This is a genomic window from Sphingomonas sp. JC676, from assembly GCF_014489075.1.
Classification (GTDB): Bacteria; Pseudomonadota; Alphaproteobacteria; order Sphingomonadales; family Sphingomonadaceae; genus Sphingomonas.
Window position 1 is genome coordinate 197,995 of the sequence record NZ_JACTGR010000007.1, and the last position, 25,120, is coordinate 223,114.

A 25,120-nucleotide genomic window follows, 5' to 3' on the forward strand; every position below is an offset into this window, starting at 1 on the left:
GGGAGAGGGGGCCAGGGGCTCCAGTCGCCCTTGGGGCAAAATCCTTGTTGGCAAAGGCGCTTTCCCGCGTCTATCAGGCCGGCCAGCCACCGGGGGCACCGGGCGGCTATGGGCGCGCATGCGTCTGCGTCCCGTTTTTATACCGCGCGTCCGCCGCGGCTAGTTTCGAAGTGCAAGGGCTGAAGCATGGCAACGCTTGAAGATGGTGTTCCTCCCGACCAGACAGTCGGTCCCGGCGGCGAGCTTCTCGAGAATCCGCGACGTCGCGACTATCTGACCTATGCTGCGGTATCGGTCGCGGTCGTGGGTGCCGGCGTGGTAGTGCTCCCGCTGGTGAATTCGATGAATCCTGACGCGGCGACGCTCGCACAATCGTCTACTGAGGTCGATCTCTCCGCGATCGAGCCGGGCCAGGCGGTCAAGGTGTCGTTCCGCAAGCAGCCGCTCTTCGTGCGCAACCTGACCCCGGCCGAAATCGCCGCGGCGGACGCGGTTCCGGTCTCGTCGCTGCGCGATCCGCAGACGCTGGAGCAGCGCACCCTTGAGGGCCACACCAACTGGCTGATCACCTTGGGCGTCTGCACCCATCTCGGCTGCGTGCCGCTGGGCGCGGGCGAGGGCGAGAATCGCGGGCCCTTCGGCGGCTATTTCTGCCCCTGCCATGGTTCGGCCTATGATACCGCCGGCCGCATCCGCCAGGGTCCGGCGCCGAAGAACCTCGAGGTTCCGAAATATGCATTCACGTCGCCCACTGTCGTCGTGGTCGGTTGAGGATAGACGAGCATGAGCTTTCCCTGGGCACGCCATTACGAGCCGAAGAATCCGGTCATGAAGTGGGTGGACGAACGTCTGCCGCTTCCCCGCTTCGTCTATAACGCCGTCGGCGCCGGTTATCCGGTCCCGCGCAACCTCAACTATTTCTGGAACTTCGGCGTGCTCGCTGGCGTGGCTTTGGTCTGCCAGATCGTCACCGGCATCGTGCTCGCGATGCACTTCCATTCGAGCGCCGCGGGCGCCTTCGAGTCGGTCAATGTCGGCATCATGCGCGACGTCAACGCGGGCTGGTTCCTGCGCTTCGCGCACGCCAACGGCGCGTCGATGTTCTTCATCGTGCTCTATATCCACATGTTCCGCGGCCTCTATTACGGCTCGTACAAGCCGCCGCGCGAAATGGTGTGGCTGCTCGGCGTGGTCATCTTCCTGCTGACCATGGCCACCGCGTTCATGGGCTACGTCCTTCCCTGGGGCCAGATGAGCTTCTGGGGCGCGCAGGTGATCACCGGCTTCTTCTCCGCCATTCCGGTGGTGGGCGATTGGATTCGCATTTGGCTGCTCGGCGGCTATGCGCCGGACGACGCCGCGCTGAACCGCTTCTTCTCGCTCCATTATCTGCTGCCGTTCGTGATCGTCGGCGCGGTGATCCTGCACATCTGGGCGCTGCACATCCCCGGCTCGGGCAATCCGACCGGCGTGGAAGTGAAGGGCGAGCAGGATACGGTGCCGTTCCATCCCTATTACACGGCCAAGGACGGCTTCGGGGTCGGCATCTTCATGATCGTCTTCGCGATCCTGGTCTTTTTCCTGCCGGACTATCTGGGCCACCCGGACAACTATATCCCGGCCAACCCGCTCTCGACGCCCGCGCACATCGTGCCCGAATGGTATTTCTGGCCGTTCTACGCGATCCTGCGTGCCTTCACCGCGGACTTCATCCTGCCGGCGAAGCTGTGGGGCGTGCTGGCGATGTTCGGATCGATCCTGATCCTGTTCTTCCTGCCATGGCTCGACAAGTCGCCGGTCCGCTCGGGCAATTACCGCCCGATGTACCGCATCGCCTTCTGGGTGCTGGTGCTCGACGTGCTGATCCTGGGCTATTGCGGCGGTTCGCCCGCCGAGCCGGTCTATGTGATCCTCAGCCAGATCTGCGCGGCTTACTATTTCGTGCACTTCCTGATCGTCGTGCCGATCATCTCGCGCCTCGAGCGCCCGAAGCCGCTGCCCAACTCGATCACCGAAGCGGTGCTCGGTGGCAGCACGCATGAACCGGCCGTGAGCGCGTAAGGGGGATTTGGATCAATGACTTCGCTGCTCATTCGCTCGATCAAGTTCATCATCGGCGGAGGCTTTGCCTTCGTGCTGATGATCGCACTGTTCGGCACCATCACCGGCCTGATCAAGGAACCCCCGCAGCCGACCGCCGAGCATGAATTCCACAAGCACCCGAAGGAGCTGTCGCTTCCCTCGGACGGGCCTTTCGGTCAATTTACCCATACCGAGGAAAGCGCCCGGCAGCTCCAGCGCGGCTTCAAGGTCTACAAGGAAGTCTGCGCGAACTGCCATTCGCTCCACAACGTCTCGTTCCGCGACCTGAAAGGCCTCGGCTATAACGACGCCGAGGTGAAGAAGATCGCCAAGGATTGGGCCATCAAGCAGCCCGTGTTCGACGAGAAGGCCGGCACCTGGGGCGAGCGCGACAACACGCCCGCGGATCGCCTGCCCAAGATCTATTATGCCGGCACCGGCACGCCGCCGGACCTCAGCCTGATGACCAAGGCGCGGCATGATGGCCCCGCTTATGTCTACTCGCTGCTGACCGGTTATCAGGACAAGCAGCCCGCTGAGCTGCTCCAGCACTTCCCGGGCGCCAAGACGCCCGAGAACAGCCACTACAACCCGTATTTCGCGAACCTCAACATCGCGATGCCGCCGCCGCTCACCAGCGAGAACCAGGTCACCTATACCGACGGTACGCGCGCCACGGTTGACCAGATGGCCAAGGACGTCGCGGCGTTCCTGGTGTGGACTGCGGAACCGACGATGCAGGCCCGCCACGCGACCGGTTTCGCGGTGGTCGGCTTCCTGCTCTTCGCGACGATCCTCGCTTATGGCGCGTATCTGACCGTGTGGCGGGGCGTGAAGCACTAAGAGCTTCACTTTCGACGCTGATCTAACGGGACCCCGCCGAAGCGCAGCTTGGCGGGGTTCCTTTTTGGGAATTCGCTTCATGACCGACGCCAACGAAGACATAAGGCGGCGCATCCGCACGATCCCCGATTTTCCCAAGCCGGGCATCATGTTCCGCGACATCACCACGCTGCTGCTCGATGCAGAGGGGCTGGCGCTGACGATCGAGCGCATGGCCGCGCAGGTCGAGGGCAAGGTCGATCTGGTCGCGGGGATCGAGGCACGCGGCTTCCTGTTCGGCGCGGCGCTGGCGGTGAAGCTCGGCACCGGGGTGCTGCTGATCCGCAAGGACGGCAAGCTCCCGGGCGCTACGATTGCCGAGGATTATGCGCTCGAATACGGCACCGATCGCATCGCGATCCATGCCGATGCCTGTGCGCCCGGCGCCAGGGTGCTGCTCGTCGACGATCTGATCGCTACCGGCGGCACGGCCCGAGCCGCTGTGCGGCTGCTGCGCAAGGCTGGCGCCGAAGTTACCCAGGCGGCCTTCGTGATCGACCTGCCCGAGCTTGGCGGCGCGGATGCGCTGCGCAGCGATGGGATCGCGGTCAGCACGCTGGTTGCGTTCGAGGGCCATTGAGCCGGGGCGAGGAACCGCCTTACGCTTCGAGCATTCGGTGATCAGGGGGTGCGGAGTTCGCCCTCGCGGCGCTTTGCACTCCCGGCTCTAAGGAGTGACCGGCAATGCGCTTTCCCTTCAAACCCGCACTTCTCGCCACCGCCCTGATCGGCGCCGCCGCGCTTGGTGGCTGTGCCGAGGATGGTTATGGCTATTCAGGCGTTTCGGTCGGCTACAACGCCGCCTGGGGCGATCCCTATTGGGGCTGGTACGACGATTATTATTATCCCGGCACCGGCGTCTACGTCTATGACCGGCATCACCGCCGCCACGCCTGGAACGACAACCAGCGCGGCTATTGGGAGGGCCGGCGCGGCAACTGGCGCGGCAATACCACTTGGCGCAACAACTGGCACGATTTCCGCGGGCGCGGGCGCCCCAGCCGCCGTTAAGCGGGCCGCGTCCGCATCAATCCCAGCGCGACGAACCGGAGCACCGGCTCGCCATGCTGGTTGAAGGTCGTCATCCGGTTCTTGATGCTGCCCATGCCGGGCCGGCTCTGCGAGGGCCGTACCTCCAGCACCTCGCTCTCACACCGTAGCACATCGCCCGGATAGACGGGCTTCAACCAGCGCAGCTCGTCGATGCCCGCCGCGCCCAGGCTCGCCTGGGGATGCTCCTTCATCTCCGCGACGAACATCGACATCGTCATCGCGCAGGTGTGCCAGCCGCTTGCCGCCAGCCGCTCGAAATGGGTCTCGGCCGCTGCCTCATCGGAGAGATGGAAGGGCTGCGGATCATATTTCGCCGCGAACTCCAGCACTTCCTCGCGGGTCACTTCATAGCGGCCGAAGCTCCGCTTCGCGCCGACTTCGATATCGTCCAGGTACAGCATCAGATGAGTTTCGTATGGAAACGCATCCAAGGCAAGACCTAGCGGATCAGCACATCCCTGAACGGCGTGTCGGTACCGTCGATGCCGGGCTTGGCCGGCAGCCCCAGCAGGTCGCGCAGCAGCGGATAGACATCGACATTGTCGAACGGCGCCAGCTTGGCGGGACGGAACGCCGGTCCGTGCGCGATGAACAAGGCCGCCATGTCCGGCGCCTGGTTGTCATAGCCATGGTTGCCGCCCGAGGACTTCTCCTTCGGCGGCTTCTCGGCGATCTGCCAGCCGGTCTCGGCGAGGCAGAGGATCGCCGGAATGCGCGGATTGGTGCCGTAGCGGAAGCGCGCGGGGATCTCGCTTTTGCGCCAGCAATCCATGTGATCGCGATGCCCCAGCAGTGCCGTCTCGACCAGGGTTTGCTTGCCCGGCAGTGGATTGAGCACGGCATAGGGTCCGCTCTCGACCAGATGATAGCTGTCCGCCGGCAGCCCGAGCAGCACGACGCGGTCGCTGCTCGTCGCGGCCATGCCGTGATCGGCGACGACCACCAGGTTCGCGGGCTGGCCCAGCGCTTCCAGCCCCGCCATCAGCTCGCCGATCCTTTTGTCGACGTCCGCCACCGCCTTGGTGGTGCGGGAATCCATCGGGCCGTAGCTATGGCCGGCGCTGTCCACGGTGTCGAAATAGAGCGTCAGGAATTTCGGCCGGATCGCCGCGGGGCGGCGCAGCCAGTCGAGCAGGCCGTTGACCCGCTGCTTGCCGGTCAACGCCTGGTTGAACTGGGCCCAATCCTCGGGCCGCGTGCCGCCGCTGAGCTCATAGGGCCATTTATCGGCCTTGGTCGCGCCGATCGCCACATTCGATCCGGGCCAGAACAAGGTGCCGGCGCGGATGCCCGCCTTCTCGGCGTCCACCCAGATCGGCTCGGCGGCGCTCCACCAATAGGGATCGTCGGTCGCCATGGTGAAGGTCTCGCCCGGTCGGGCCGGATCCTCCATCTTGTTGGCGACGATGCCGTGATGATCGGGAACGAGCCCGGTCACCAGCGTCCAGTGATTGGGAAAGGTCTTGGACGGGAAGCTCGGCCGCATCGCCGCGCTCGCGCCCTCCGCCGCCAGTCGCGACAGATTGGGTGTGACGCCGCGCTCGAGATAATCGGGCCGGAAGCCGTCGATCGAGACGAGGATCGTCACCGGCGCGCGGACTTCGGCGGCAACCGGAGGCGTCGGCGTCAGCGCCGGCGCGGTCGCGCAGGCCTGGAGCAGGGCGGCAAGCGCCGCGGCGGCGATCTTCGAATACCAGCGCATGGTGCGCCCCATGCTCCGCAATTGTTGCGAGGGAAAGACCTATTGCCCTAGCGCCCACCGCGCGAACAGCGTGTAGCTCAGCGGCGATTTGCCATAGGCCGCGTCCAGCGCCGCCGGCTTGGCATAGGCGGCGAGCGAACCGCCCAGCGCCAGCTCGGCCTCGCCGAGCGGGATGCGATAGGCATAACCGCCCTCGAAGCGCGTCACGCGGAACTTCACGTCGTGCAGCGGCGCGGCATGATCGGGGAAGAGCTCGTCATTGGCGACATTCTCGACGCGCCCGAAGATGCTGTGATGGCGCGATAGGTCCCAGGTCGCCTCGCCGGTCCAGGCGGTCAGCGTCTCGCCGGGCACGCGGTCCTTCGCGGCGAAGGCGATCATCGCCGCGAGCCCCTTCCGTGCATAATGAACGCTCGCCGTGGTCCGCCGCTCGTCCTCGCCCGGATGCGTCGCCTCGGGCTCCTGCAGCCGCCCGGTGCTGACCTGCACCGCCCAGTTGGGCGTCGGCGTCCAGGTCGCGCGTACGCTCCAGCTGTCGAACCGGGGGGTGTCGATGTTCCAGCGCCTCTCGTCAGGCTCGCGGCCGTTGAACGCCGATCCCTCGATCTGGAAGGCCGATGCCTTCACCCCCGCGGTGACCACGCCATAAGTGATGTGCGTGCTGTCGAACCAATGGTGGCTGATCGGCGAGAGCACGAGATAGCGCGCCGATCGCCGGTGCATGAACGCGCTGGGCCCCAGCGCCGGCTCGGCCACCGGCCCGCCATAGACGAACAGGCTAGTGTCCTTGGCGATGTCGACATCGACGCGCGCCGAGAGCTCCATGAACAGGTCGTGCGGATGCTGGCGGTCGACCAAGGGCTGGCCATGCGCCGTCTCGCCGCTGGCGAAGAGGTTGGGGTAGCCGCTCTGGCCCATCGCGGGCTCGAGGCTCATCATCGTGCGGAACTCAAGGCGCGCGCTGTCGCCCAGGTTGCGGCTGGCGCTCAGCATCGCCATCGATTCGACGAACGCCATGTCCTCACCGCGGGGCCCGCCCTGATCGGTGTAGACGCCGGTCAGCGCGCCATGGACCATCACCATCCAGTCGCCCGCCGGGATATGGATGCCGCGCATGCCGCCCTCGGCGCCCGGGAGCAAAGCGGTGCCCGATCCGGGTGAGGCATTGGCGGACTCGGCCATGTCCATGCTCTGCATGCCCGCCATGTCGTGGTGCGCGGAATGGTCCTGTGGTGGATCCTGCTCCGGCGCGGGCGGGTCCATCTTCATGCCCGGCATGTCCTGCGCCGCGGCCGCCATCGGCAACATCAACGCGCCTGCGAGTGCGAGCATTCGGGGAGCGGGCATCGTCATGCCAGCGGTGCTCCACGAAAGAGGAGCGCTGTCTTCTGATGTGTCGCGGTCATGCTTGTGTCCCTGGATCCGCCGGCGGTATAGCTCCCGTACCATAGTACGGAGTCAAGCGATGGCGGCCCTGACAATCGGAAAACTGGCGAATGAAGGTGGGGTGGGGGTCGAGACCGTGCGCTACTATCAGCGCCGCGGCCTGCTCGATACGCCCGAGCGCGCCGATCTCTATGGCGGGGTGCGACGCTATGGCGAGCCCGATGTGCGACGTCTCAAATTTATCCGCTCGGCCCAGGCGGCGGGCTTCACCCTCGATCAGATCGCCGAGCTGCTTGCGCTCGACGCCACCGATGACCGCACACGTGCCCGTGAGCTGGCGCGCGAGCGGATCGCGGCGCTCGAGGTGAAGATCGCGGAGATGACGCGCGCGCGCGATGCACTCACCAGGCTGGCAAAGGAGTGCGGTGCAGGGGCGGCGGGTCCTTGCCCGATCATCACTGCTTTTGAGCACGGCTGACCGGCTTCGAGCCCGGCCAGCGCGCAGGTTCAGCGTGCTTCCAGCACCATGTTGAACGGCCCCTCGGTCGCGCGCCGCACAGTGGCGAAGCCGCCGTCGCGGATCACTTCGCTGAGCCGTGGCTCGCCTGCCTGCGCACCAAGGCCCTCGCCGACTTCCTGGTCGAGGGAAGTGGGGATGCAGATCATCGTCGAGGCGTTGTAATAGAGCCGGCCGACCGGGTTCATGTTCTGCGCGGGCGAATCGCCGGCAACGGGCTCGACGATCATCCAGCTGCCGCCCTCGGCAAGGATGCGGCGCATATGCGCCGCGCAGCCACGCGGATCGCCCATGTCGTGCAGGCAGTCATACATGGTGACGAGGTCGAAGCCGCTCTCAGCGATCTCCTTGGCCTTGGCGACCTCGAAGCGGACGCGATCGCCCAGGCCGTGACTCTGGGCATGACGCCGGGCTTCCTCGATCGACGGTTCGTGGAAATCGAAGCCGACGAAACGGCTCTCGGGATAGGCCTCCGCCATCAGCAGCGTGGAAAAGCCGACCCCGCAGCCGACATCGGCGACCTTGATACCCTCGCGCAGCCGCGCCTCGACGCCGTCCAGCGCGGGGATCCATGCCTGGACGATGTTGTTGACATAGCCCGGGCGGAAAAAGGCTCCGGTAGCGCAGAACAGGCAGCCGGCGTGATCGCCCCAGCGCACGCCGCTGCCGTTGCGGAAACACTCCTCGACCTTCGGCTCGGCCTCGATCATCGCCGCAACCAGCTCGAAGGCGCCGGGCAGGTAGACCGGGCTGTCCGGCACCGCGAACACCATCGCCTGTTCGGGCGACAGGTTGAAGCGCTCGGCCGCGGGGTCATAGTCGATATAGCCGTTGGCCGACTGTGCCAGCGCCCATTCGCGGACATAGCGCTCGTGCAGCCCGCCCGCGCGTGCTGCCAGCTCAGCCGCGGTCGCCGGCCCTTGCTGGAGGGCTTCGAACAATCCGAGTCGCATACCCAGGCGGACCGTGGGGACGCTCATCGCGCCGCCCAGATCGCCGAGCATCTTGCCGACAAAGGCGTTCAGCTTTGCTTCGTCAATCGTTGTAGCCATCGCATGCCTCCCGCCGCGGGTGCGGCTCAGCGGATCATCGATGGCCCGATCTATATCATATTTGAGCAGGTGTGACGACGACGCGTGGGTCAGCTCGGCGCAAACTCCCTCGCGCCGCTGCCGTCCCTTAGCTGTGGAGGAAGTGCATCACGTCGCCGTCATGGACGACATAGGACTTGCCTTCCGCGCGCAGCTTGCCGCCTTCGCGTGCCCGTGCTTCGCCGCCCAAGGTGACGTAATCGTCATAGGCGATGGTCTCGGCGCGGATGAAGCCCTTCTCGAAATCGCTGTGGATCTCGCCCGCCGCCTCGGGCGCGGTCGCGCCGGTATGGACGGTCCAGGCGCGCGCTTCCTTGGGGCCGACGGTGAAGAAGGTCAGCAGGTGAAGCAATTTGTAGCCGGCGGTGATGACGCGGGCGAGGCCGGTCTCCTCCAGCCCCAGCTCGGCGAGGAACTCGCCGCGGTCCTCGGGCGGCATCGTCGCGATCTCGGCCTCGATCGCGGCGGAGACGACCACCGCCTCGGCGCCCTCGGCCCTGGCCTTCTCGAAAACGCGCGCGGATAGTTCGTTGCCGTGCGCCGCGTCTTCCTCGTTGACGTTGCAGACATAGAGCACGGGCTTGGCGGTCAGGAGCTGTGCCTGCGAGAAGACGCGCTTCTCCTCATCATCCTTGGGCATTGTCAGCCGCGCCGGCTTGCCTTCGCGCAGCAGCTCGAGCGCCTGGCCGAGCACGCTGGCGGCGATCTTGGACTCCTTGTCGCCCTGCTGGCCCTTCTTGATGTAATTGGGGACGCGCTTCTCCAGGCTCTCCAGATCGGCGAGCATCAGCTCGGTCTCGACCGTCTCGGCATCGGCGATCGGATCGACCTTGCCCTCGACATGGGTGACGTCGCCATTCTCGAAGCAGCGCAGAACGTGCACGACCGCGTCGACCTCGCGGATGTTGCCGAGGAACTGGTTGCCGAGACCTTCGCCCTTGGACGCGCCGCGCACCAGCCCGGCAATGTCGACAAAGCCCAATTGCGTCTCGATGATCTTCTGCGAGCTGGCGATCTCGGCGAGCTTGTTCAGCCGCGGATCGGGCACTGCGACGTTACCGACGTTCGGCTCGATCGTGCAGAAGGGATAGTTTGCCGCCTGCGCCGCGGCGGTCTCGGTCAGCGCGTTGAAGAGCGTGGACTTGCCGACGTTGGGCAGGCCCACAATGCCGCAGCGAAAACCCATGAGTGCAATGATCCTGTGATGTGTGGGAGCCGCCGGGCTTCCCATGAATGCGCGCTCGATAGGCGCAAAGCGCCGCGGTTTCCAGTCGGCGCGCGCTGCCAGCATGCCCCAAGGTAAACATCCGGTCTGGAGCCATGTTTCGCTGCCGGTTTGACTTGTCCCGCGCCCATGTCAGAATTCCTTCATAAAACAGGAGAGGGATGCAACATGATCAGAACGGGTAAACCCACGATCTTGATAGCGATGGGACTGATGCTGGGACTGGCAGCGTGCGAAGATAGTGCTGCCAACGCCAAGGCGGATGCAGAAGCCAAGGCAAATGCGGCCGCCGCCGAAAAGACCGCCAAGACCAAGGAGCGGGTCGCACACAATGTAGGCTGCCTCACCGCGCTGCGCTGGCAGAAGGCCGCACTTTCGACCGCGGGTATCGGCGATCTGAAGATCTACGACGATTATTTCCACGAGAAGCTCGACACCGCGCTGGGGAGCCAGATGATCAGCGAACCGCCGGCGCCGATGCTCACGCGTTCGACGACGCAGGATTATCTCGACTGGGCCTATCCCGATCTGGTCAAGACGAAGTTCACTGCCGGCAAGGACGCGGACGGTGACGGCACTGTCTCGAGCGCCGAACGCAATGGTGCCGGCTTCAACACGGTCGCGAGCTGTGTCCTGGAAGTCGCCGAGGCGGGGAAGGGTGCGCTGGCCGGCAGCGACAAGGTCGCACGCGCGACTAAAATCGAGGCGTTGCGCGGCCAGCTGAAGGACAAGGGCGTGTGAAACACGCGCGGGGCGCGTCCTCGGCGCCCCGCAAGCCCTGAAATCGCCGCATTGCATCCGGAATACGCGCATCGCGACGCGCCACCGCTCGCGAAAGAATAACCGCGCCGTTCGTCGCTTGACGAGGACCCGTTCATCTGGGGTACAGGGGCGACACGCCCTTTCGGCAGTTGAGTATCACGAGGAGCTTTCGGAATGATTCGCCGTCACATCATCATGAGCGCCGCATTGGCTGCGTTTGCGCTTTCGAGCTGCAGCGGCGGCGACGATTCCAATCCGGCCCCGACACCGACGCCCAGCCCTTCGCCGACGCCAACGCCGTCGCCCACCTATGTCGCGCTGCCGCTTTCCACCGCGACGCAGTTCACCACCACATTCAACGCAGGGACCAGCTACACCGGTGATCCGGCCGCCGGGGCGGTCACGCTGGGCGTGGTTGCTACCGAGATGGCGACGAGCCGTGTCAATCTGGCGCTCGATTCGGTGCTCGCCACTGGCACTTACGTGTTCCACGAGAACACCGAGGAATCGCGGTTCGTCAATGCGAACCTCATCACTGCGCCGAGCCCTGCGGTGACGGAATATGTCTTCCGCACCACCGATGCGGCGACCGCCGGCAAATTCTCGCAGGTCGAGTTCCTCAACAACACCATCCCGCCGCAGACCACAGGTGGCCCATCGGTGGTGACCAGCGACGCGACCCTGGCGCTTACCCGGTTGAGCTACGGCAATTGGTGGCGTGGCGATTCGACCGCGGGCCAGAAGCGCCTCACCTATACGATTTTCGGCTATCCGACCGTGCTGACCGACATGCCGACCACCGGCACGGTCAATTACAATACGCGCGTCGTCGGCCGTCTGGTCAGCGTCGCGGGCGGCGCCACCACGATTTCGCGCGTGTCCGGCACGGTGACCACCAGCGTCAACTTCTCGACCGGCCTGGTCGACACGACGTTGACCCTGACGACGCTGGATGCGGGCGGTGCGGCGACCCCCTATATCACGCTCACCGCGCAGGGCGGGATCCTCGCAGGCCAGAACCAGTTCAGCGGCAGCCTCACCAATGGCGGTCCGTTGTCGGGCACGATCGCGGGCGGGTTCTTCGGTTCGCAGGGCGAGCAGATCGGCATCGTCTTCGCCGCCTCCGGCACGGTCGGCGGTGCCAACCAGCGCCTGATCGGCGAGATCGTCGGCAAGAAGTAAGCGTCCCTACAAGGACGAAGGATGTAGGGCTCCGGGAGACCGGGGCCCTTTTCTTTGTGCCGTAACCGATTGTTGAAACCGATCCGTGCAGAATTGCGCGATGGACGGCGGCAAGAAATTCCTGATCGGTTTAGTCCTTGGGCCGATCGCCGTCGTCGCGATGTTCCTCGGCTGGCAAGTTACCTGGTACGTCCCGAGTGGCCGCATGGCCGCGGCTGCGCGTGCGGAGCGCTTCTCGGTGGACGCCCGTGCGGAGATGGCCCGGTTGCTCCGCTACTGCCGCAAGCGCGGCAGTAGCCATTTTCGCGCGGCGGAGATCGGCGTGCGATATCACAGCATCACCTCGTGGCGGAACGACGCGGGCTGGCTTGCGCGAACCGAGATCGATTGCACCGACGGTCATGCTTGTGTCGTGCGCGCGAGCGCCTGGATTGCGGCGCCGATCGAAGGCGGCAGCTGCGGCATTTCCTCCTGGCTGGGAATCTCCCCTGAGCTGCGTCAGCTCTGAAGCCTGAGCGCCACCTCGCTCATGAAGCGCGCGTCATTGCCTTCCGCCAACCAGGGCGCCTCGGCGGCGATCGCGCCGAGCATGTCGCTCAGCGGTTCGATCTCGGCCTTGGCGTAATTGCCCAGCACATAGCCGGTGACACGGTCCTTGTGTCCGGGATGGCCGATGCCGATCCGAACGCGGCGGAAATCGGGGCCGATATGCGCGTCGGTCGAGCGCAGGCCGTTATGCCCCGCCGTGCCACCGCCCAATTTCACCTTCACCTTGAACGGGACCAGATCGAGCTCGTCGTGGAAGACGGTGACGTCCGCCGGTGTCAGCTTGTAGAAGTCCATCGCCCCGCGCACCGCGCGGCCGCTCTCATTCATGAACGTACCGGGCTTGAGCAGCACGAGCTTCTCGGGTCCGATCCGCCCTTCCTGGGTCCATCCCTGGAACTGCTTCTTGGGCGCGGAGAAACCATGCACCTCGGCGATGGCGTCCAGGGCCATGAACCCGACATTGTGCCGCTGCATCGCATATGTGGGGCCCGGATTGCCCAGACCGACCCAGAGCTGCATCGCTCGAACCCCTAAAAAGAAAATCGCCCCCGCACCTAGGGCGCGGAGGCGATTTTTTGAACCTCGAAGTTCGAAGGGGCTTATTCGCCGCCTTCGGCCTCGGGCGCTTCGGTCTGGGTTTCGGTCTCCACATCGCCTTCGCTCGACTTGAGCGCCGACGGCGCCACGATCGTGGCGATGGTGAAGTCGCGATCGGTGATCGCCGAAGTCGCGCCCTTGGGGAGCGTGATGTTCGAGATGTGGATCGAATCGCCGACATCGACGCCCTTGAGCGAAATCGTCACATCGTCGGGGATCTCGGCCGCGTCGACGACCAGCTCGAGGTCGTGACGGACGATGTTGAGCACGCCGCCGCGCTTGATGCCGGGGCTCTCTTCCTCATCGGCGAAGATGATCGGCACGTTGACCGTGACGCTGGCATGCTCGGAGATGCGCAGGAAATCGACATGGACCGGACGGTCGCTGACGGGATCGAACGCGACGTCCTTCGGCAGCGTGCGCTCGCCGTTGACCATCACGACCGAATTCATGAAGTGGCCGGTCATCAGCAGCTTCATGAGCTCGCGCTCGTTGACGTGGATGCTCGCGGGATCCTGCTTGTTGCCATAGATCACGGCGGGGACGCGGCCTTCACGACGAAGCAAACGGGAGGCTCCCTTGCCAACCTGTTCGCGCGTCTCGGCCGACAGCGTAAGCGCTTCGCTCATGTGTCGATTCCAATGCGATAAGTTAAAACGGTCACCGGCCAGGCCTCCAGGGATGACCCTGGCTCGGAACGGGCGCGCATAGCGGCGGATGGAGGAAAAGGCAAGGATGCTTAGATCCTCCCCCAACTCGCTGGGGGAGGGGGACCATGCGAAGCATGGTGGAGGGGTCGCCGTCGCAGACGGCGGTGTGCCACCGCCGCCCCTCCTCCATTCGCTACGCGAACGGTCCCCCTCCCCGAGGCGAGCTCGGGGAGGATTTGGATCAGACCAGTTCGGGCAGCAGCGTGTCGAGCTTCTCGAAGCTCTGACTCCAGCCTTCCTTCATGCCGGCAAGCGCGGGGAGGAGTGCCTCGCTCACCTGCTTGACCAATGTCGTCATGTGCATCGCGGTGCCGCCGCCGGGGGCGTCCACGAACTCCATCGTGGTGACATGCTCGATCCCCCAGCTACCGTCATCGGCATCCTGGAACGCGCGGAGCACCATCACCAGGCGATCGGGGCGCTCGACCTCGAGATATTCGCCGTGCACCTCGTTGATGCCATAGGGCTCGGGTCCGCGCATATCGATGCGGATCTTGCCGCCCGGCCGCGCGTCGCTCTCGGCGAAGGGCACGTCGAAATGGTGCGGGCCCCACCAGCGCGCGAGATGCTCAGCCTTGGTCATGCAGTCGAACACCAAAGCGCGCGGCGCGGCGAAAATGCGGTCGATCGTCACTTCAGTGCCAACGCCCACGGTGGTCGTGTTCATGCCTTGTCTCCTTCTTGCTGCAGTTCCTTCAGATATGCGTCGAGATCATCGAACTTCGCTTCCCAAAAGCGGCGATATTCGCTGAGCCAGGCGTCGACCGCCTTGAGCGCTTCCGCCTCGAGCTTGGCCGGGCGCTGCTGCGCACTGCGCCCACGCGAGATCAGCCCGGCGCGTTCGAGCACCTTCAGGTGCTTGGTCACCGCCGGGCCGCTCATCGCGAAGGGCTGGGCGATCTCGCCGACCGAGAGCTCGCCCAGCGACAGCCGCGCCAGGATCGCGCGCCGCGTCGGATCGGCAAGCGCTGCGAAGGTCGCACTGAGCGGATCGGCTTGGGGACTCATGATTCGTAACCTCTAGGTTTAATAACCTATCGGTTAAATAAAGCCGGAAGCGGAGTCAAGCCGGTTAGTAGCGCACCCGCTCCACCTTAAGCCCACGCTTCGCCAGCTCGGATTGGACGCTTTCCGCCCCCGCGAGATGCCCGGCGCCCACCGCGACGAACACAATGCCCGGCTGCTTCAACCGCTGGGCGATCCAGTTCGCCCAGGTGCGGTTGCGCGTCACCAGCAGTGCCTGTTTTAGCTCGGGCGTGCGATCCAGGTCCTCGTTGAGCAATTTCGCCAGCGCATCGGCATCGCCCGCGCTCCAGTCCTTCACCATCGCGTCGATCTGGGCGCCCATCTTGGGCAGGTCGTCGAGCGTCGTCGCGAGCAGCTGGCGCTGGGCGGGCATGGAGAGTTTGTCGAAATAGCCGAATTGCTGCCGCGCGGTTTCGAGCCCGTGGACCGGCTTGCCCGCGGCCTTGGCGGCGGCACTCAGCACCTGCTCGGCGCCGTCCTTGTCGTCATAGCCGAGCTGCCGCAGCGGCAGCACCGACAGCGTCACTGCCGCCAGCCAGGGCTCGCTACGGTCGAGCGTATCCGCCGACAGGCCGAGCCGCGAAAGCTCGGCATGCAGCTTGCCGGCGATCGTCGGCGGCAGCTGGGCGGGCAAAGGAGGGCCGGACTTGGCCGTGCCCAGCTCGGCGATCAGCGCCTGCATCTGGTCCTCGGGCGGCATCGCCAGCTCGAGCACCAGCTCGCCACTCGCGTCGAAGGCTTTCCGGACGCCCTCGTCGAACCAGGTGAGCCCCGGCTTCATCAGATGGACGGTGCCGAACAGATAGATGGTCGTGTCGGCGTCGCGGACCACCCAGAGCGCGGGATCGGCATCCTTGGCGGGGGGCGGAGGCGCGGGCTTGCTGCCGCAGCCTCCCAGCACGAGTAGCAGCGAGAGCAGGAGCGCGCGGATCATGCCCCGCCTTGGATCGCGCGAGGGGAGGGAGTCAACGCCACTACGGTTGACCCTCCCGGCACGCTGCGTCAAAGCGCCTGCGATATGCGCATACGCATACGTATAACTTGGGGTGCCGGTGTCACAGCCTCTCAGCTTCCAGAACATGATCCTGAAGCTCCACCATTACTGGAGCGAGCGCGGCTGCCTGATCCTCCAGCCCTATGACATGCGGATGGGCGCGGGCACCTTCCACCCGGCCACGACCTTGCGCGCGCTCGGCCCCGATCCCTGGAACGCCGCGTTCGTCCAGCCCTGCCGCCGCCCGACCGACGGCCGCTATGGCGAGAACCCGAACCGGCTCCAGCATTATTACCAGTATCAGGTGATATTGAAGCCGAGCCCGCCCGATCTCCAGGAACTGTATCTGGGCAGCCTCGCCGCGATCGGGATCGACTTCACCCAGCACGATATCCGCTTCGTGGAGGACGATTGGGAGAGCCCGACGCTCGGCGCCTGGGGGCTGGGCTGGGAAGTCTGGTGCGACGGCATGGAGGTGACCCAGTTCACCTATTTCCAGCAGATGGGCGGCTTCGACTGCAAGCCGGTGGCGGGCGAGCTCACCTACGGGCTCGAGCGGCTGGCGATGTACATCCAGAACAAGGACAGTGTGTACGACCTGGCCTTCAACGATGCGGGCGTCAGCTATGGCGACGTGTTTCTCGAGAACGAGAAGCAGATGTCGAAGTATAATTTCGAGGTCGCCGATACCGAGACGCTGTTCGAGGGCTTCCGCAAGGCTGTAGCCGAATGCGAGAATTGCCTGACGCAGAATGTGCCGATCGCCGCGTACGAGCAGGCGATCGAGGCCAGCCACACTTTCAACCTGCTCCAGGCGCGTGGGGTCATCTCGGTGGCCGAGCGCCAGGCCTATATCGGTCGGGTCCGCGATCTGGCTAAGGGCAGCTGCGAGGCGTGGATCGCGCACATGACCCCGGAATGGAGGGCGAAATACCCGGAGTGGACGGTATGACCGACTTCCTCCTCGAACTCCGCTCCGAAGAAATCCCTGCGCGCATGCAGGAGAAGGCGCGCGCCGATCTCGCCGCGCTCTTCGAAGCGCGCCTGAATGCGCTCAACCTCGCCTTCGACAGCATCGAAAGCTACGCCACGCCGCGCCGGCTCGCTTTGATCGTCCGCGGCGTCGCCGAGACGACCACGGCGATGACCGAGGAGCGCAAGGGACCCCGCGCCGACGCGCCCGACGCCGCGATCCAGGGCTTCCTGCGTTCGACCGGCCTTTCCCGCGACCAACTTGTGGCGCGCGACGATGGCAAGGGCGGGCAGGTGCTGTTCGCGGTGATCGAGCGGCCCGGCGTGGTCGCGGGCTCTGTGCTCGCCAGCGCGGTCAGCCATGCGGTCCACGCCTTCGCCTGGCCCAAGTCGATGCGCTGGGGCGCGGAGTCGATCTCGACCGAGAGCCTGCGCTGGGTCCGCCCCTTGCAGGGCATCGTCGCCCTGCTCGGCGACAAGCTGGTGCCGATCGAGATCGCCGGCCTCAAGAGCGGCGCGCAGACGGTGGGGCATCGCTTCCACCATCCCGGTGTCATCACGATTGGCAGCGCCGACGATTATGTCGAGAAACTGCGCATGTGCCACGTGATCGTCGACGGCGCCGAGCGCCGCGGCATCATCGCCTTGGGCGCCAAGATGGCCGCGCAGAAGGCCGGCCTGACGCTGATCGAGGATGATGGGCTGCTGTACGAGAATGCCGGGCTCACCGAATGGCCGGTGCCGTTGCTCGGCCGCTTCGATGACGCGTTCCTCCAGGTCCCGCCCGAGGTGATCCAGCTCACGGCTCGCGTAAACCAGAAATACTTCGTCTGCCGCGATGGCGACGGCAAGCTGGCGAACGCGTTCGTTTGCGTCGCGAACGTGGACGCGGCCGACGGCGGCGAGCGGATCGTCCAGGGCAACCAGAAGGTCCTCGCGGCCCGGCTGAGCGATGCGCGCTTCTTCTACGAGACCGATCTCAAGGTGCCGCTCGCGGAGAGCGCGAAGAAGCTCGAGAAGATCGTCTTCCACGAGAAACTCGGCACAGTCGCCGACAAGGTCGAGCGCGTGGCGAAGCTCGCCCGCTGGCTGGTGGAAGAGGGGATCGTCGGGGGTTCAAGTCCCTCCTCCGCTACCACCCCCTCCAACGTCATCCCGGCGAAAGCCGGGATCCAGAGCCAAGTAGGGCAGTCCTCCGAAACCCTGGATCCCGGCTTTCGCCGGGATGACGAGGTTGATGTTGATGCAATTCTAGCGACACTCGCCATAGAGGATCGGGAGCGTCTCGCCGCCCTCGCCGAACGCGCCGCGCGGCTCGCCAAGGCGGACCTCGTCACCGGCATGGTCGGCGAATTCCCCGAGCTCCAGGGCCTGATGGGCGGCTATTACGCCGCCGCGCAGGGCGAGGACCCGCAAGTCGCCGAGGCGATCCGCGACCACTACAAGCCGGTCGGGCAGGGCGACGACGTGCCGACCGCACCGGTGACGGTGGCGGTGTCGCTGGCGGACAAGTTGGACACGTTGGTCGCTTTTCTAATCGTAGATGAGCGCCCAACCGGGTCGAAGGATCCGTTTGCGATTCGTCGAGCTGCGCTGGCCATCATTCTAATTCTGATAACGAACAACGTTCGTCTTGAAGTCGGAAGCGCTTTCAAGATTATTTACGCGCTCGTGACTCGATACGTTCGTCCCCGACAAAACTGGGGCCGGCCAATTCGCTATGAGAAAATTGTCGACCGAGTGATTCAGGACGACAGAGGCCAATGGATTGATCTGCATCGAAGTTTGAGCACTGCTGATCTCGATGGCGCTTTGAAGTATGTTTGCAGCGATAATGCCTGGCTTCTTCAGCCTGATGGGACTCAATCGCTGGACAAGAAGAACGATGTCTATCTCGGGCCACGTTATGGTGCGGATCAAACAATTGACTTCTTCGCCGACCGCCTCAAGGTCCAGCAACGTGAGGCCGGCGTCCGCCACGACCTGATCGACGCGGTGTTCGCGCTGGGCGGCGAGGACGATCTCGTCCGGCTGCTCGCCCGGGTGAAGGCGCTCCAGGCGTTCGTCACCACCGACGAGGGCACCAATCTCCTCGCCGGCTACAAGCGCGCCGCGAACATCCTCAAGAAGGAGAGCTTCGTCCCCGGCGAAGTGGCCGACAACGAGATGTACGAGGCCGAGCCCGCCGAATCGGCACTGATCGAAGCGCTCGACGACGCCGAGCCCAAAGCCGAGGCGGCGATCGTCGACGAGGATTTCGAGGCCGCGATGGCCGCGCTTGCCTCGTTGCGCGGGCCGATCGACGCGTTCTTCGAACAGGTCATCGTCAATGACCCCGACGCGTTCAAGCGCGAGATGCGCCTGACATTGTTGGCGCGTATGCGTGATGCGGTGCACAAGGTTGCGGACTTCTCGAAGATCGAGGGATAAGTGAAGATGGGTCTTCGAAGCAGTTTTCCTAAGCTTTCGAATGATCTGACAAATGAAAGTTACCGCCTGACAACGCAGTCAGCCATTTCCGTTCCTTCGCACCTGCGATAGGCGGCTTCAGTCGCCCGCGGGCGGCGACGATAAAGGGACCTCGAATGACGCAGTACGTATATCGTTTCGGTGGCGGTGTTTCGGATGGCGGCGCGGGGGACAAGAATCTGCTTGGCGGCAAGGGCGCCAATCTCGACGGCATGGCCTCGATCGGCCTGCCGGTGCCCCCGGGCTTCACGATCAGCACGGTGATGTGCGCGGTCTATTATGACGAGGGCGAGAGCTTCCCCGAGAGCCTGAAGGCCGAAGTAGCCACCGGCATTGCCCATATCGAGGGGATCACCGGCAAGACGTTCGGCGATGCCGCCGATCCCTTGCTCGTTTCGGTCCGCTCCGGCGCGCGCGTGTCGATGCCCGGCATGATGGACACGGTGCTGAACCTCGGCCTCAACGACCGGACGGTGGTCGGCCTCGCCACGGTCAGCGGTGACGAGCGATTCGCCTGGGACAGCTATCGCCGCTTCATCCAGATGTATTCGGACGTGGTGCTCGAGCTCGATCATGGCCGCTTCGAGGAAGCGCTGGAGATCGCCAAGGAAGACCGCGGCTATTATCTCGACACCGAGCTTTCGGCCAAGGACTGGCAGGCTTTGGTCGTCGAGTACAAGTCCATCGTCCAGGAACTGTGGGGCAAGCCGTTCCCCCAGGACGTGCACGACCAGCTCTGGGGCGCGATCGGCGCGGTGTTCGGTTCGTGGCAGTCCGAGCGCGCCAAGGTCTATCGCCGCCTCAACGACATCCCCGGCGACTGGGGCACCGCGGTCAACGTCCAGGCCATGGTGTTCGGCAATATGGGCGACACCAGCGCTACGGGCGTGGCGTTCACCCGCGATCCGGCCAAGGGCGACAATGCCTATTATGGCGAGTTCCTGATCAACGCGCAGGGCGAAGACGTCGTCGCCGGCATCCGCACCCCGCAATATCTGACCAGGGCCGCGCGCGAGACCGCCGGCGCCAAGCCGCTGTCGATGGAAGAGGCAATGCCGGAGGCTTATGCCGAGCTGGCGCGGGTCTTCGACCAGCTCGAGCGCCATTACCGCGACATGCAGGACATCGAGTTCACCGTCGAGCGCGGCAAGCTCTGGATGCTGCAGACCCGCTCGGGCAAGCGCACCGCCAAGGCGGCGCTCAAGATCGCGGTCGACATGGCGAGCGAGGGGCTGATCACGCAGGAGGAGGCGATCCTCCGCGTCGATCCGCAGGCGCTCGACCAGTTGCTCCACCCGACGCTCGATCCCAACGCGCCGCGCGACGTGCTGACCAAGGGCCTGCCGGCATCGCCCGGCGCGGCATCGGGCCTCGCCGTGTTCGACAGCGATACGGCCGAAAAGCGCGCCGCCGCCGGCGATGCGGTGATCCTGATCCGCGTCGAGACCAGTCCCGAGGACATTCACGGCATGCACGCCGCCAGGGGCATCCTGACCGCGCGCGGCGGCATGACCAGCCACGCCGCGGTGGTGGCGCGCGGCATGGGCCGTCCTTGCGTCTCGGGCGCGGGGACGCTCGCGATCAACGCGCGCGAGAAGATCATGCGCGTCGGCACCCGTGAGGTCCGCGAGGGGGATATCATCACGATCGATGGTTCCACCGGCGAAGTGATGGCCGGCGAAGTCCCGACCGTGCAGCCCGAGCTTTCGGGCGATTTCGGCACGCTGATGGAATGGGCCGACGCCAAGCGCCGGCTCAAGGTCCGCGCCAATGCCGAGACCCCGCTCGATTGCCGCACCGCGCGCGATTTCGGCGCCGAGGGCGTCGGGCTGTGCCGCACCGAGCATATGTTCTTCGATTCCGCGCGCATCACCGCGGTCCGCCAGATGATCCTGGCGCAGGACGAGGCCGGCCGTCGCGCCGCGCTCGACAAATTGCTCCCCGAGCAGCGCAGCGATTTCGTCGAGATCTTCGAGGTGATGGCGGGCCTGCCCTGCACGATCCGCCTGCTCGATCCGCCGCTCCACGAATTCCTGCCGCACGAGGAGGCCGAGTTCGCCGAAGTCGCGGCCGCCGCTTCGGTCGATGTCGAGACGCTCAAGCGCCGCGCCGCCGAGCTGCACGAGTTCAACCCGATGCTCGGCCATCGCGGCTGCCGTCTTGGCGTCACCTATCCCGAAATCTACGAGATGCAGGCCCGCGCGATCTTCGAGGCCGCGATCCTGGTCGCGGAGAAATCGGGCGCCGCGCCGATCCCGGAGGTGATGATCCCGCTCGTCGCCACGCGCCGCGAGCTCGAGCTGATGAAGATCGTCGTCGACAAGGCGGCGGAGGCCGTGTTCGCCGAGAAGGGCCGCCGCATCGAATATCTGGTCGGCACCATGATCGAGCTGCCCCGCGCCGCGCTGCGCGCCGGCGAGATCGCCGAGGTCGGCGAGTTCTTCAGCTTCGGCACCAACGATTTGACCCAGACCACGCTCGGCGTCAGCCGCGATGACGCCGCGCGCTTCCTCACCACCTATGTCGAGAAAGGCATCTACGCGAAGGATCCCTTCGTCAGCCTCGACGTCGAAGGCGTGGGCGAGCTGATCTCGATCGCCGCCGAGCGCGGCCGCGCGACGCGCCCCGACATCAAGCTCGGCATCTGCGGCGAGCATGGCGGCGATCCCGCCTCGATCGCCTTTTGCGAGGCGACGGGACTCGATTACGTCTCCGCCTCGCCTTATCGTGTGCCGATCGCGCGGCTCGCCGCCGCACAGGCTGCTCTGAGGAAATAGCCATGCGCAAGGGACCAGGCCGGGTGCTTTTCCACTTGGCTGCGTCCCTTGTCGGCCTTGCCGCCGCTCCCGCCGCGATGGCGCAGGCGCCCGAATGGCGCGTCATGATGGAGATGGGCAAGCCGGGCGACCGGGCGCTCCTGCTGGTCGACGGGCGTTCGCTTCTCAGCCCGACGCGCGACACCCGGACCGTAGATGTCTCCTCCTTCTACAGCACGATCCAGACCGACGACATCAAGCCGTACAACGTCATCCGATTGACCTATCGCTTCGATTGCCGCGCGAAGACCGGACAGCGCATCCGCGAGGTGATCCTACATGATGACAAGCAGCTCTCGCGCATCGAGGCGGTCAATCCGATGGCGCCGGTCAAGCCCGGCACGCTGCAGGGCGACCTGATCGGGCCCGTCTGTTCTGGCAATTTCAGCACATTTCCGCGCATCACGGCCGCGACGCCGGCGCTTGAACGCAAGCGCCGCTTCGGCCGATAGAGCGCCGCTCAGCTATAGCGGCGCAGATGCTCCTCGTCGTTGCCGCTCTGCAGCAGCGAGGCCTGTTCGCGCCATTGTTCGTTGGCGATGGTGCCGCTGGGGATGCCCAGCCGCTTCTCCAGCGCGGCTTCCTCGTCGCCCGTCATCGTCTCGATCTCGCGATAGGTCTTGACGCCCATGTCGTTGAGCTGGCGCTCGCGGGCGATGTCGACTCCGCGGATGCGCGAGAGATTGTCGCGCCCCCAACCGAACCAGCCGCGCCAGGCCGGCTCGGTGGCGCCCACCGCGGTCGCCGCGACCGGCCCGCGCAGCTTGTCGCGCTCGGCCTCCAGCTCGCGGATCCGCTGGTTGGCGGCCTTGAGCGCCGCATCGGCGCGCCCGCGCGCGGCCTGTTCGTCCTGATAGCGCTCGCGCCAGCGCTTGCCACCCGAGGAAGTGGCGAGCCCGAAGGCCCATCCGGCGATCAGCGTGATAACCAGCGCGACGATCTGGGTCGGCGTGGTGAACGGCAGGTCCTGCATCGGTCGCCCTCTCCATGTCTTCGCCGGAAGGCTATCGCGCGCTTGCGTGCGACGCCACCGGAATGATGGAGAGCGTTTCGGAGCCCGCCGGGTTCCGGCGGGCGCCCGTTCCTATCGGTTGATGAAGGAGTCGTTGATCGAGCAGGCCGCCGGCCCGAGGATCACGATGAACAGCACCGGCAGAATGAAGCAGATCAGCGGGATCGTCATGATCGCAGGCAGCCGCGCGGCCTTTTCCTCGGCGCGCATCATGCGCTCGTTGCGGAACTCGGCCGAGAGCACGCGCAGCGCCGAGGCGAGCGGAGTGCCGTATTTCTCGGTCTGGATCATCGTGGTGACGACGCCGCGGATCGCGTCGAGATTGATCCGGTTGGCGAGATTGTCGAACGCCTGGCGGCGGTCGGTCAGGAAGCCCAGTTCGATCGCGGTCAGCGAGAATTCCTCGCCCAGCTCCGGATAGGCCTTGCCCAATTCCCTGGCGACGCGGCCGAAAGCGGCGTCGACGGTCAGGCCTGCCTCGGCGCAGATCACCAGCAGGTCGAGCGCATCGGGAAGCCCCTTGCGGATCGCGTTGCTGCGCTTGGTGATCTTGTTCTTGAGGTAGAGATCGGGGAATTTGTAGCTGAGGATGATGGTGATGGCGACCAGGCCATAGGCCTTCATCGGCGACCAATCGGCGAACATCGTCGTGCCATAGACCAGGTACAGCACGGGTCCGCCGATCACGATCGGCAGCACCAACCGGCCGAAAATGACCGCGACCGCGAATTCCTTGCGGCGGATGCCCGCCTGGAGCAGCTTGGTCTGCGCGGTCTTGACCTGGCTCTCCTGCAGCACCTTCAGCGAGGAGAGGATGTTGCGGATACGGTCGGTGGCCTCGCTGCGCTGGACCAGCTTGGCGCGACGCTTCGAAGTCGATGCGGTGATGCCTGCCTTCAGCTGCTCGCGGCGCTCGTTCAGCGCCTTGACGCGCTTGGCCATCGGATCGCGCACGGTGGTCGCGGCATAGACTGCGAGCAGCACGGCAAATGCAGCCACGGCGGCGAGCAACGTCGCCACCCAGAGCACATCGACGCCAAGGATCGTCGGACCGGAAGGAGGAGCCATCATCGCATCAGATCTCGAAATTGACCATCTTGGCCATGATGAAGGCGCCCAGCGCCATCCAGATCATGCCGCCGCCGCCGGCGACCATCAGCCGTTCGTCGATGAAGAAGTTCATCATATACTTGTTGTTGATGAACCAGATCAGCCCGAACACGATGAAGGGCAGCGCGCCGACGATCAGTGCCGATGCCTTGGACTCCGAAGACATCGCCTTGATCTTGAGCTTCATCTGGCTGCGCTTGCGCAGCACGTCGGCCAGGTTGGAGAGCGTTTCGGCGAGGTTGCCGCCGGTCTCGCGCTGGATCGCGATCGTGATCGTGAAGAACTGGAATTCGGGCGTGCCGAGCCGGTCCGCGGTTTCCTGAAGCGCGGCATCGAGCGTGCGGCCGATCTTCATCTTGTCGGAGACCGAGCGGAATTCCTCGCCCACCGGTCCGTCGACCTCCTGGGCCACCACGCCCATCGTCTCGGTGATCGGCAGACCCGAGCGCAGGCCGCGCACGAGCAGTTCGATCGCGTCGGGAAACTTGGCGGTGAACTTGGCGATGCGGCGCTTGATGAAGAAGCCGACGACAAAATGCGGCAGGCCCAGGCCGACAAACAGCCCCAGGAACACGGCAAGCCAGATCGGCGCTCCCTGGATCAACAATGCCAGGGCGGGCACCAGCGTGAGCCCCAGCGTCGCCAGACTATATTGGCTGAGCGTCCAGGACTTGCCGGTCATCTGCAGCCGCTTCTGGAGCAGCGCGGGATTGGGAAGGAAGCGCGAAGCGGTCGCGTCCATGTTGCTCTGGCGCGCGGCTGAGACACGGCGGAGCTGTGCCTCCATCGCATTGCTGCCCGAAGCGCTGACGACATGGCGCTCGCGCACCCCGGTCAGCCGGCGCGCGCCCGCGCGCTCCGCCGAAGGGCCGGAGAAGGCCAGGATCATGAGCGCGAGCACCATGAAGGCACCCCCACCGAGCATCAATACCGGCAGCAAGGTCACGCCGCGTACGCCTCCAAATCAACTATGATCCGCCACC

Annotated in this window: 26 protein-coding genes; 13 read left to right on the forward strand and 13 right to left on the reverse strand. The window is 65.3% G+C overall.

Translation table 11 applies throughout. The annotated features are described in order from the left end of the window. Nucleotides 1-186: 186 nt before the first annotated feature. The 5 genes from petA (at nucleotide 187) to IAG41_RS21445 (ending at nucleotide 3,975) form a co-directional block, all read left to right on the forward strand. Nucleotides 187-771: a ubiquinol-cytochrome c reductase iron-sulfur subunit gene (gene petA / locus IAG41_RS21425; protein WP_187730724.1), complete on the forward strand. Its 585-nt coding sequence runs from the start codon at nucleotides 187-189 to the stop codon at nucleotides 769-771. A 12-nt stretch (nucleotides 772-783) separates the two neighbouring features. Continuing rightward, a complete protein-coding gene (locus IAG41_RS21430; protein ID WP_187730725.1) occupies nucleotides 784-2,061 on the forward strand; it encodes a cytochrome b in 1,278 nt (425 codons plus the stop codon). A 15-nt stretch (nucleotides 2,062-2,076) separates the two neighbouring features. Further along, on the forward strand, nucleotides 2,077-2,925 hold the full coding sequence (locus IAG41_RS21435; protein ID WP_187730726.1) for a cytochrome c1: 849 nt from the start codon (nucleotides 2,077-2,079) through the stop codon (nucleotides 2,923-2,925). Between the two features lie 79 nt (nucleotides 2,926-3,004). Further along, on the forward strand, nucleotides 3,005-3,544 hold the full coding sequence (locus IAG41_RS21440) for an adenine phosphoribosyltransferase (protein WP_187730727.1): 540 nt from the start codon (nucleotides 3,005-3,007) through the stop codon (nucleotides 3,542-3,544). A gap of 104 nt (nucleotides 3,545-3,648) precedes the next feature. Further along, nucleotides 3,649-3,975: a hypothetical protein gene (locus tag IAG41_RS21445; protein WP_187730728.1), complete on the forward strand. Its 327-nt coding sequence runs from the start codon at nucleotides 3,649-3,651 to the stop codon at nucleotides 3,973-3,975. Here the strand turns inward: IAG41_RS21445 and IAG41_RS21450 are convergent. The 3 genes from IAG41_RS21450 to IAG41_RS21460 are packed head-to-tail and all read right to left on the reverse strand — an operon-like array spanning nucleotide 3,972 to nucleotide 7,072. Next, complete coding sequence (locus IAG41_RS21450) at nucleotides 3,972-4,418, reverse strand: MaoC family dehydratase (RefSeq protein ID WP_187730729.1); 447 nt, start codon at nucleotides 4,416-4,418, stop codon at nucleotides 3,972-3,974. The two genes, IAG41_RS21445 and IAG41_RS21450, sit on opposite strands and share 4 nt — an antisense overlap. A gap of 38 nt (nucleotides 4,419-4,456) precedes the next feature. Beyond that, nucleotides 4,457-5,719 carry an ectonucleotide pyrophosphatase/phosphodiesterase gene (locus IAG41_RS21455; protein WP_187730730.1) on the reverse strand — a complete coding sequence of 421 codons (1,263 nt, stop codon included), beginning with the start codon at nucleotides 5,717-5,719 and terminating at the stop codon, nucleotides 4,457-4,459. A 39-nt stretch (nucleotides 5,720-5,758) separates the two neighbouring features. Beyond that, nucleotides 5,759-7,072, reverse strand: a complete 1,314-nt coding sequence (locus IAG41_RS21460) for a hypothetical protein (protein WP_262408812.1) — start codon at nucleotides 7,070-7,072, stop codon at nucleotides 5,759-5,761. 112 nt (nucleotides 7,073-7,184) lie between these two features. On the opposite strand from IAG41_RS21460, the gene IAG41_RS21465 reads away from it, so the two are divergent. Continuing rightward, nucleotides 7,185-7,583, forward strand: coding sequence for a MerR family transcriptional regulator (locus tag IAG41_RS21465; protein ID WP_187730731.1), 399 nt, complete (start codon nucleotides 7,185-7,187; stop codon nucleotides 7,581-7,583). Between the two features lie 29 nt (nucleotides 7,584-7,612). Here the strand turns inward: IAG41_RS21465 and IAG41_RS21470 are convergent, their stop codons facing one another. Both IAG41_RS21470 and ychF read right to left on the reverse strand, forming a co-directional pair. After that, a complete protein-coding gene (locus tag IAG41_RS21470) occupies nucleotides 7,613-8,674 on the reverse strand; it encodes a class I SAM-dependent methyltransferase (protein WP_187730732.1) in 1,062 nt (353 codons plus the stop codon). Nucleotides 8,675-8,801: 127 nt separating this feature from the next. Further along, nucleotides 8,802-9,899, reverse strand: a complete 1,098-nt coding sequence (ychF, locus tag IAG41_RS21475; protein WP_187730733.1) for a redox-regulated ATPase YchF — start codon at nucleotides 9,897-9,899, stop codon at nucleotides 8,802-8,804. 207 nt (nucleotides 9,900-10,106) lie between these two features. Between ychF and IAG41_RS21480 the strand changes: the two genes are divergently transcribed. From IAG41_RS21480 to IAG41_RS21490, 3 genes are all read left to right on the forward strand, one after another. Beyond that, nucleotides 10,107-10,679, forward strand: a complete 573-nt coding sequence (locus IAG41_RS21480) for a hypothetical protein (RefSeq protein WP_187730734.1) — start codon at nucleotides 10,107-10,109, stop codon at nucleotides 10,677-10,679. 195 nt (nucleotides 10,680-10,874) lie between these two features. Further along, nucleotides 10,875-11,882, forward strand: a complete 1,008-nt coding sequence (locus IAG41_RS21485; protein WP_187730735.1) for a transferrin-binding protein-like solute binding protein — start codon at nucleotides 10,875-10,877, stop codon at nucleotides 11,880-11,882. 100 nt (nucleotides 11,883-11,982) lie between these two features. Continuing rightward, the gene (locus IAG41_RS21490) at nucleotides 11,983-12,390 is read left to right on the forward strand and encodes a hypothetical protein (RefSeq protein WP_187730736.1); all 408 of its coding nucleotides are present in this window, start codon (nucleotides 11,983-11,985) and stop codon (nucleotides 12,388-12,390) included. Here IAG41_RS21490 and pth read toward each other — a convergent pair. The 5 genes from pth to IAG41_RS21515 form a co-directional block, all read right to left on the reverse strand. Next, on the reverse strand, nucleotides 12,381-12,950 hold the full coding sequence (gene pth / locus IAG41_RS21495; RefSeq protein WP_187730737.1) for an aminoacyl-tRNA hydrolase: 570 nt from the start codon (nucleotides 12,948-12,950) through the stop codon (nucleotides 12,381-12,383). The genes IAG41_RS21490 and pth overlap by 10 nt on opposite strands. Before the next feature lie 80 nt (nucleotides 12,951-13,030). Beyond that, on the reverse strand, nucleotides 13,031-13,657 hold the full coding sequence (locus IAG41_RS21500) for a 50S ribosomal protein L25/general stress protein Ctc (RefSeq protein WP_187730738.1): 627 nt from the start codon (nucleotides 13,655-13,657) through the stop codon (nucleotides 13,031-13,033). Nucleotides 13,658-13,919: 262 nt separating this feature from the next. Next, entirely contained in the window at nucleotides 13,920-14,405 is a 486-nt protein-coding gene (locus IAG41_RS21505; RefSeq protein ID WP_187730739.1) for an SRPBCC domain-containing protein, read from the reverse strand. Then, nucleotides 14,402-14,746 (reverse strand): ArsR/SmtB family transcription factor, encoded by a 345-nt coding sequence (locus IAG41_RS21510; protein ID WP_187730740.1) that lies wholly within the window; start codon nucleotides 14,744-14,746, stop codon nucleotides 14,402-14,404. The genes IAG41_RS21505 and IAG41_RS21510 overlap by 4 nt, the downstream gene beginning before the upstream one ends. A gap of 64 nt (nucleotides 14,747-14,810) precedes the next feature. Continuing rightward, a complete protein-coding gene (locus tag IAG41_RS21515; RefSeq protein WP_187730741.1) occupies nucleotides 14,811-15,698 on the reverse strand; it encodes a TraB/GumN family protein in 888 nt (295 codons plus the stop codon). 145 nt (nucleotides 15,699-15,843) lie between these two features. On the opposite strand from IAG41_RS21515, the gene IAG41_RS21520 reads away from it, so the two are divergent. From IAG41_RS21520 to IAG41_RS21535, 4 genes are all read left to right on the forward strand, one after another. Further along, on the forward strand, nucleotides 15,844-16,710 hold the full coding sequence (locus tag IAG41_RS21520; RefSeq protein ID WP_187730770.1) for a glycine--tRNA ligase subunit alpha: 867 nt from the start codon (nucleotides 15,844-15,846) through the stop codon (nucleotides 16,708-16,710). Beyond that, nucleotides 16,707-19,160 (forward strand): glycine--tRNA ligase subunit beta, encoded by a 2,454-nt coding sequence (gene glyS / locus IAG41_RS21525; RefSeq protein ID WP_187730742.1) that lies wholly within the window; start codon nucleotides 16,707-16,709, stop codon nucleotides 19,158-19,160. The genes IAG41_RS21520 and glyS overlap by 4 nt, the downstream gene beginning before the upstream one ends. A 155-nt stretch (nucleotides 19,161-19,315) precedes the next feature. Continuing rightward, nucleotides 19,316-21,976: a pyruvate, phosphate dikinase gene (ppdK, locus tag IAG41_RS21530; protein WP_187730743.1), complete on the forward strand. Its 2,661-nt coding sequence runs from the start codon at nucleotides 19,316-19,318 to the stop codon at nucleotides 21,974-21,976. A 2-nt stretch (nucleotides 21,977-21,978) separates the two neighbouring features. Next, nucleotides 21,979-22,467 (forward strand): hypothetical protein, encoded by a 489-nt coding sequence (locus IAG41_RS21535; RefSeq protein WP_187730744.1) that lies wholly within the window; start codon nucleotides 21,979-21,981, stop codon nucleotides 22,465-22,467. Between the two features lie 8 nt (nucleotides 22,468-22,475). Here IAG41_RS21535 and IAG41_RS21540 read toward each other — a convergent pair whose 3' ends face one another. The 3 genes from IAG41_RS21540 to IAG41_RS21550 form a co-directional block, all read right to left on the reverse strand. Further along, on the reverse strand, nucleotides 22,476-22,988 hold the full coding sequence (locus IAG41_RS21540) for a hypothetical protein (RefSeq protein ID WP_187730745.1): 513 nt from the start codon (nucleotides 22,986-22,988) through the stop codon (nucleotides 22,476-22,478). Between the two features lie 111 nt (nucleotides 22,989-23,099). After that, complete coding sequence (locus IAG41_RS21545; protein WP_187730771.1) at nucleotides 23,100-24,095, reverse strand: type II secretion system F family protein; 996 nt, start codon at nucleotides 24,093-24,095, stop codon at nucleotides 23,100-23,102. Between the two features lie 7 nt (nucleotides 24,096-24,102). Continuing rightward, nucleotides 24,103-25,083: a type II secretion system F family protein gene (locus IAG41_RS21550; RefSeq protein WP_187730746.1), complete on the reverse strand. Its 981-nt coding sequence runs from the start codon at nucleotides 25,081-25,083 to the stop codon at nucleotides 24,103-24,105. Nucleotides 25,084-25,120 lie beyond the last annotated feature (37 nt).

Coding starts and splice junctions, on each gene's coding strand:
- IAG41_RS21485 (WP_187730735.1), top strand. CDS start 10,875: ATGATTCGCCGTCACATCATCATGAGCGCCGCATTGGCTGCGTTTGCG.
- ychF (WP_187730733.1), bottom strand. CDS start 9,899: ATGGGTTTTCGCTGCGGCATTGTGGGCCTGCCCAACGTCGGCAAGTCC.
- IAG41_RS21490 (WP_187730736.1), top strand. CDS start 11,983: ATGGACGGCGGCAAGAAATTCCTGATCGGTTTAGTCCTTGGGCCGATC.
- IAG41_RS21465 (WP_187730731.1), top strand. CDS start 7,185: ATGGCGGCCCTGACAATCGGAAAACTGGCGAATGAAGGTGGGGTGGGG.
- IAG41_RS21440 (WP_187730727.1), top strand. CDS start 3,005: ATGACCGACGCCAACGAAGACATAAGGCGGCGCATCCGCACGATCCCC.
- IAG41_RS21545 (WP_187730771.1), bottom strand. CDS start 24,095: ATGGCTCCTCCTTCCGGTCCGACGATCCTTGGCGTCGATGTGCTCTGG.
- IAG41_RS21505 (WP_187730739.1), bottom strand. CDS start 14,405: ATGAACACGACCACCGTGGGCGTTGGCACTGAAGTGACGATCGACCGC.
- IAG41_RS21450 (WP_187730729.1), bottom strand. CDS start 4,418: ATGCTGTACCTGGACGATATCGAAGTCGGCGCGAAGCGGAGCTTCGGC.
- ppdK (WP_187730743.1), top strand. CDS start 19,316: ATGACGCAGTACGTATATCGTTTCGGTGGCGGTGTTTCGGATGGCGGC.
- IAG41_RS21515 (WP_187730741.1), bottom strand. CDS start 15,698: ATGATCCGCGCGCTCCTGCTCTCGCTGCTACTCGTGCTGGGAGGCTGC.
- IAG41_RS21520 (WP_187730770.1), top strand. CDS start 15,844: ATGATCCTGAAGCTCCACCATTACTGGAGCGAGCGCGGCTGCCTGATC.
- IAG41_RS21435 (WP_187730726.1), top strand. CDS start 2,077: ATGACTTCGCTGCTCATTCGCTCGATCAAGTTCATCATCGGCGGAGGC.
- IAG41_RS21445 (WP_187730728.1), top strand. CDS start 3,649: ATGCGCTTTCCCTTCAAACCCGCACTTCTCGCCACCGCCCTGATCGGC.
- IAG41_RS21430 (WP_187730725.1), top strand. CDS start 784: ATGAGCTTTCCCTGGGCACGCCATTACGAGCCGAAGAATCCGGTCATG.
- IAG41_RS21480 (WP_187730734.1), top strand. CDS start 10,107: ATGATCAGAACGGGTAAACCCACGATCTTGATAGCGATGGGACTGATG.
- IAG41_RS21510 (WP_187730740.1), bottom strand. CDS start 14,746: ATGAGTCCCCAAGCCGATCCGCTCAGTGCGACCTTCGCAGCGCTTGCC.
- petA (WP_187730724.1), top strand. CDS start 187: ATGGCAACGCTTGAAGATGGTGTTCCTCCCGACCAGACAGTCGGTCCC.
- IAG41_RS21535 (WP_187730744.1), top strand. CDS start 21,979: ATGCGCAAGGGACCAGGCCGGGTGCTTTTCCACTTGGCTGCGTCCCTT.
- pth (WP_187730737.1), bottom strand. CDS start 12,950: ATGCAGCTCTGGGTCGGTCTGGGCAATCCGGGCCCCACATATGCGATG.
- IAG41_RS21455 (WP_187730730.1), bottom strand. CDS start 5,719: ATGCGCTGGTATTCGAAGATCGCCGCCGCGGCGCTTGCCGCCCTGCTC.
- IAG41_RS21540 (WP_187730745.1), bottom strand. CDS start 22,988: ATGCAGGACCTGCCGTTCACCACGCCGACCCAGATCGTCGCGCTGGTT.
- IAG41_RS21470 (WP_187730732.1), bottom strand. CDS start 8,674: ATGGCTACAACGATTGACGAAGCAAAGCTGAACGCCTTTGTCGGCAAG.
- IAG41_RS21460 (WP_262408812.1), bottom strand. CDS start 7,072: ATGACGATGCCCGCTCCCCGAATGCTCGCACTCGCAGGCGCGTTGATG.
- IAG41_RS21500 (WP_187730738.1), bottom strand. CDS start 13,657: ATGAGCGAAGCGCTTACGCTGTCGGCCGAGACGCGCGAACAGGTTGGC.
- glyS (WP_187730742.1), top strand. CDS start 16,707: ATGACCGACTTCCTCCTCGAACTCCGCTCCGAAGAAATCCCTGCGCGC.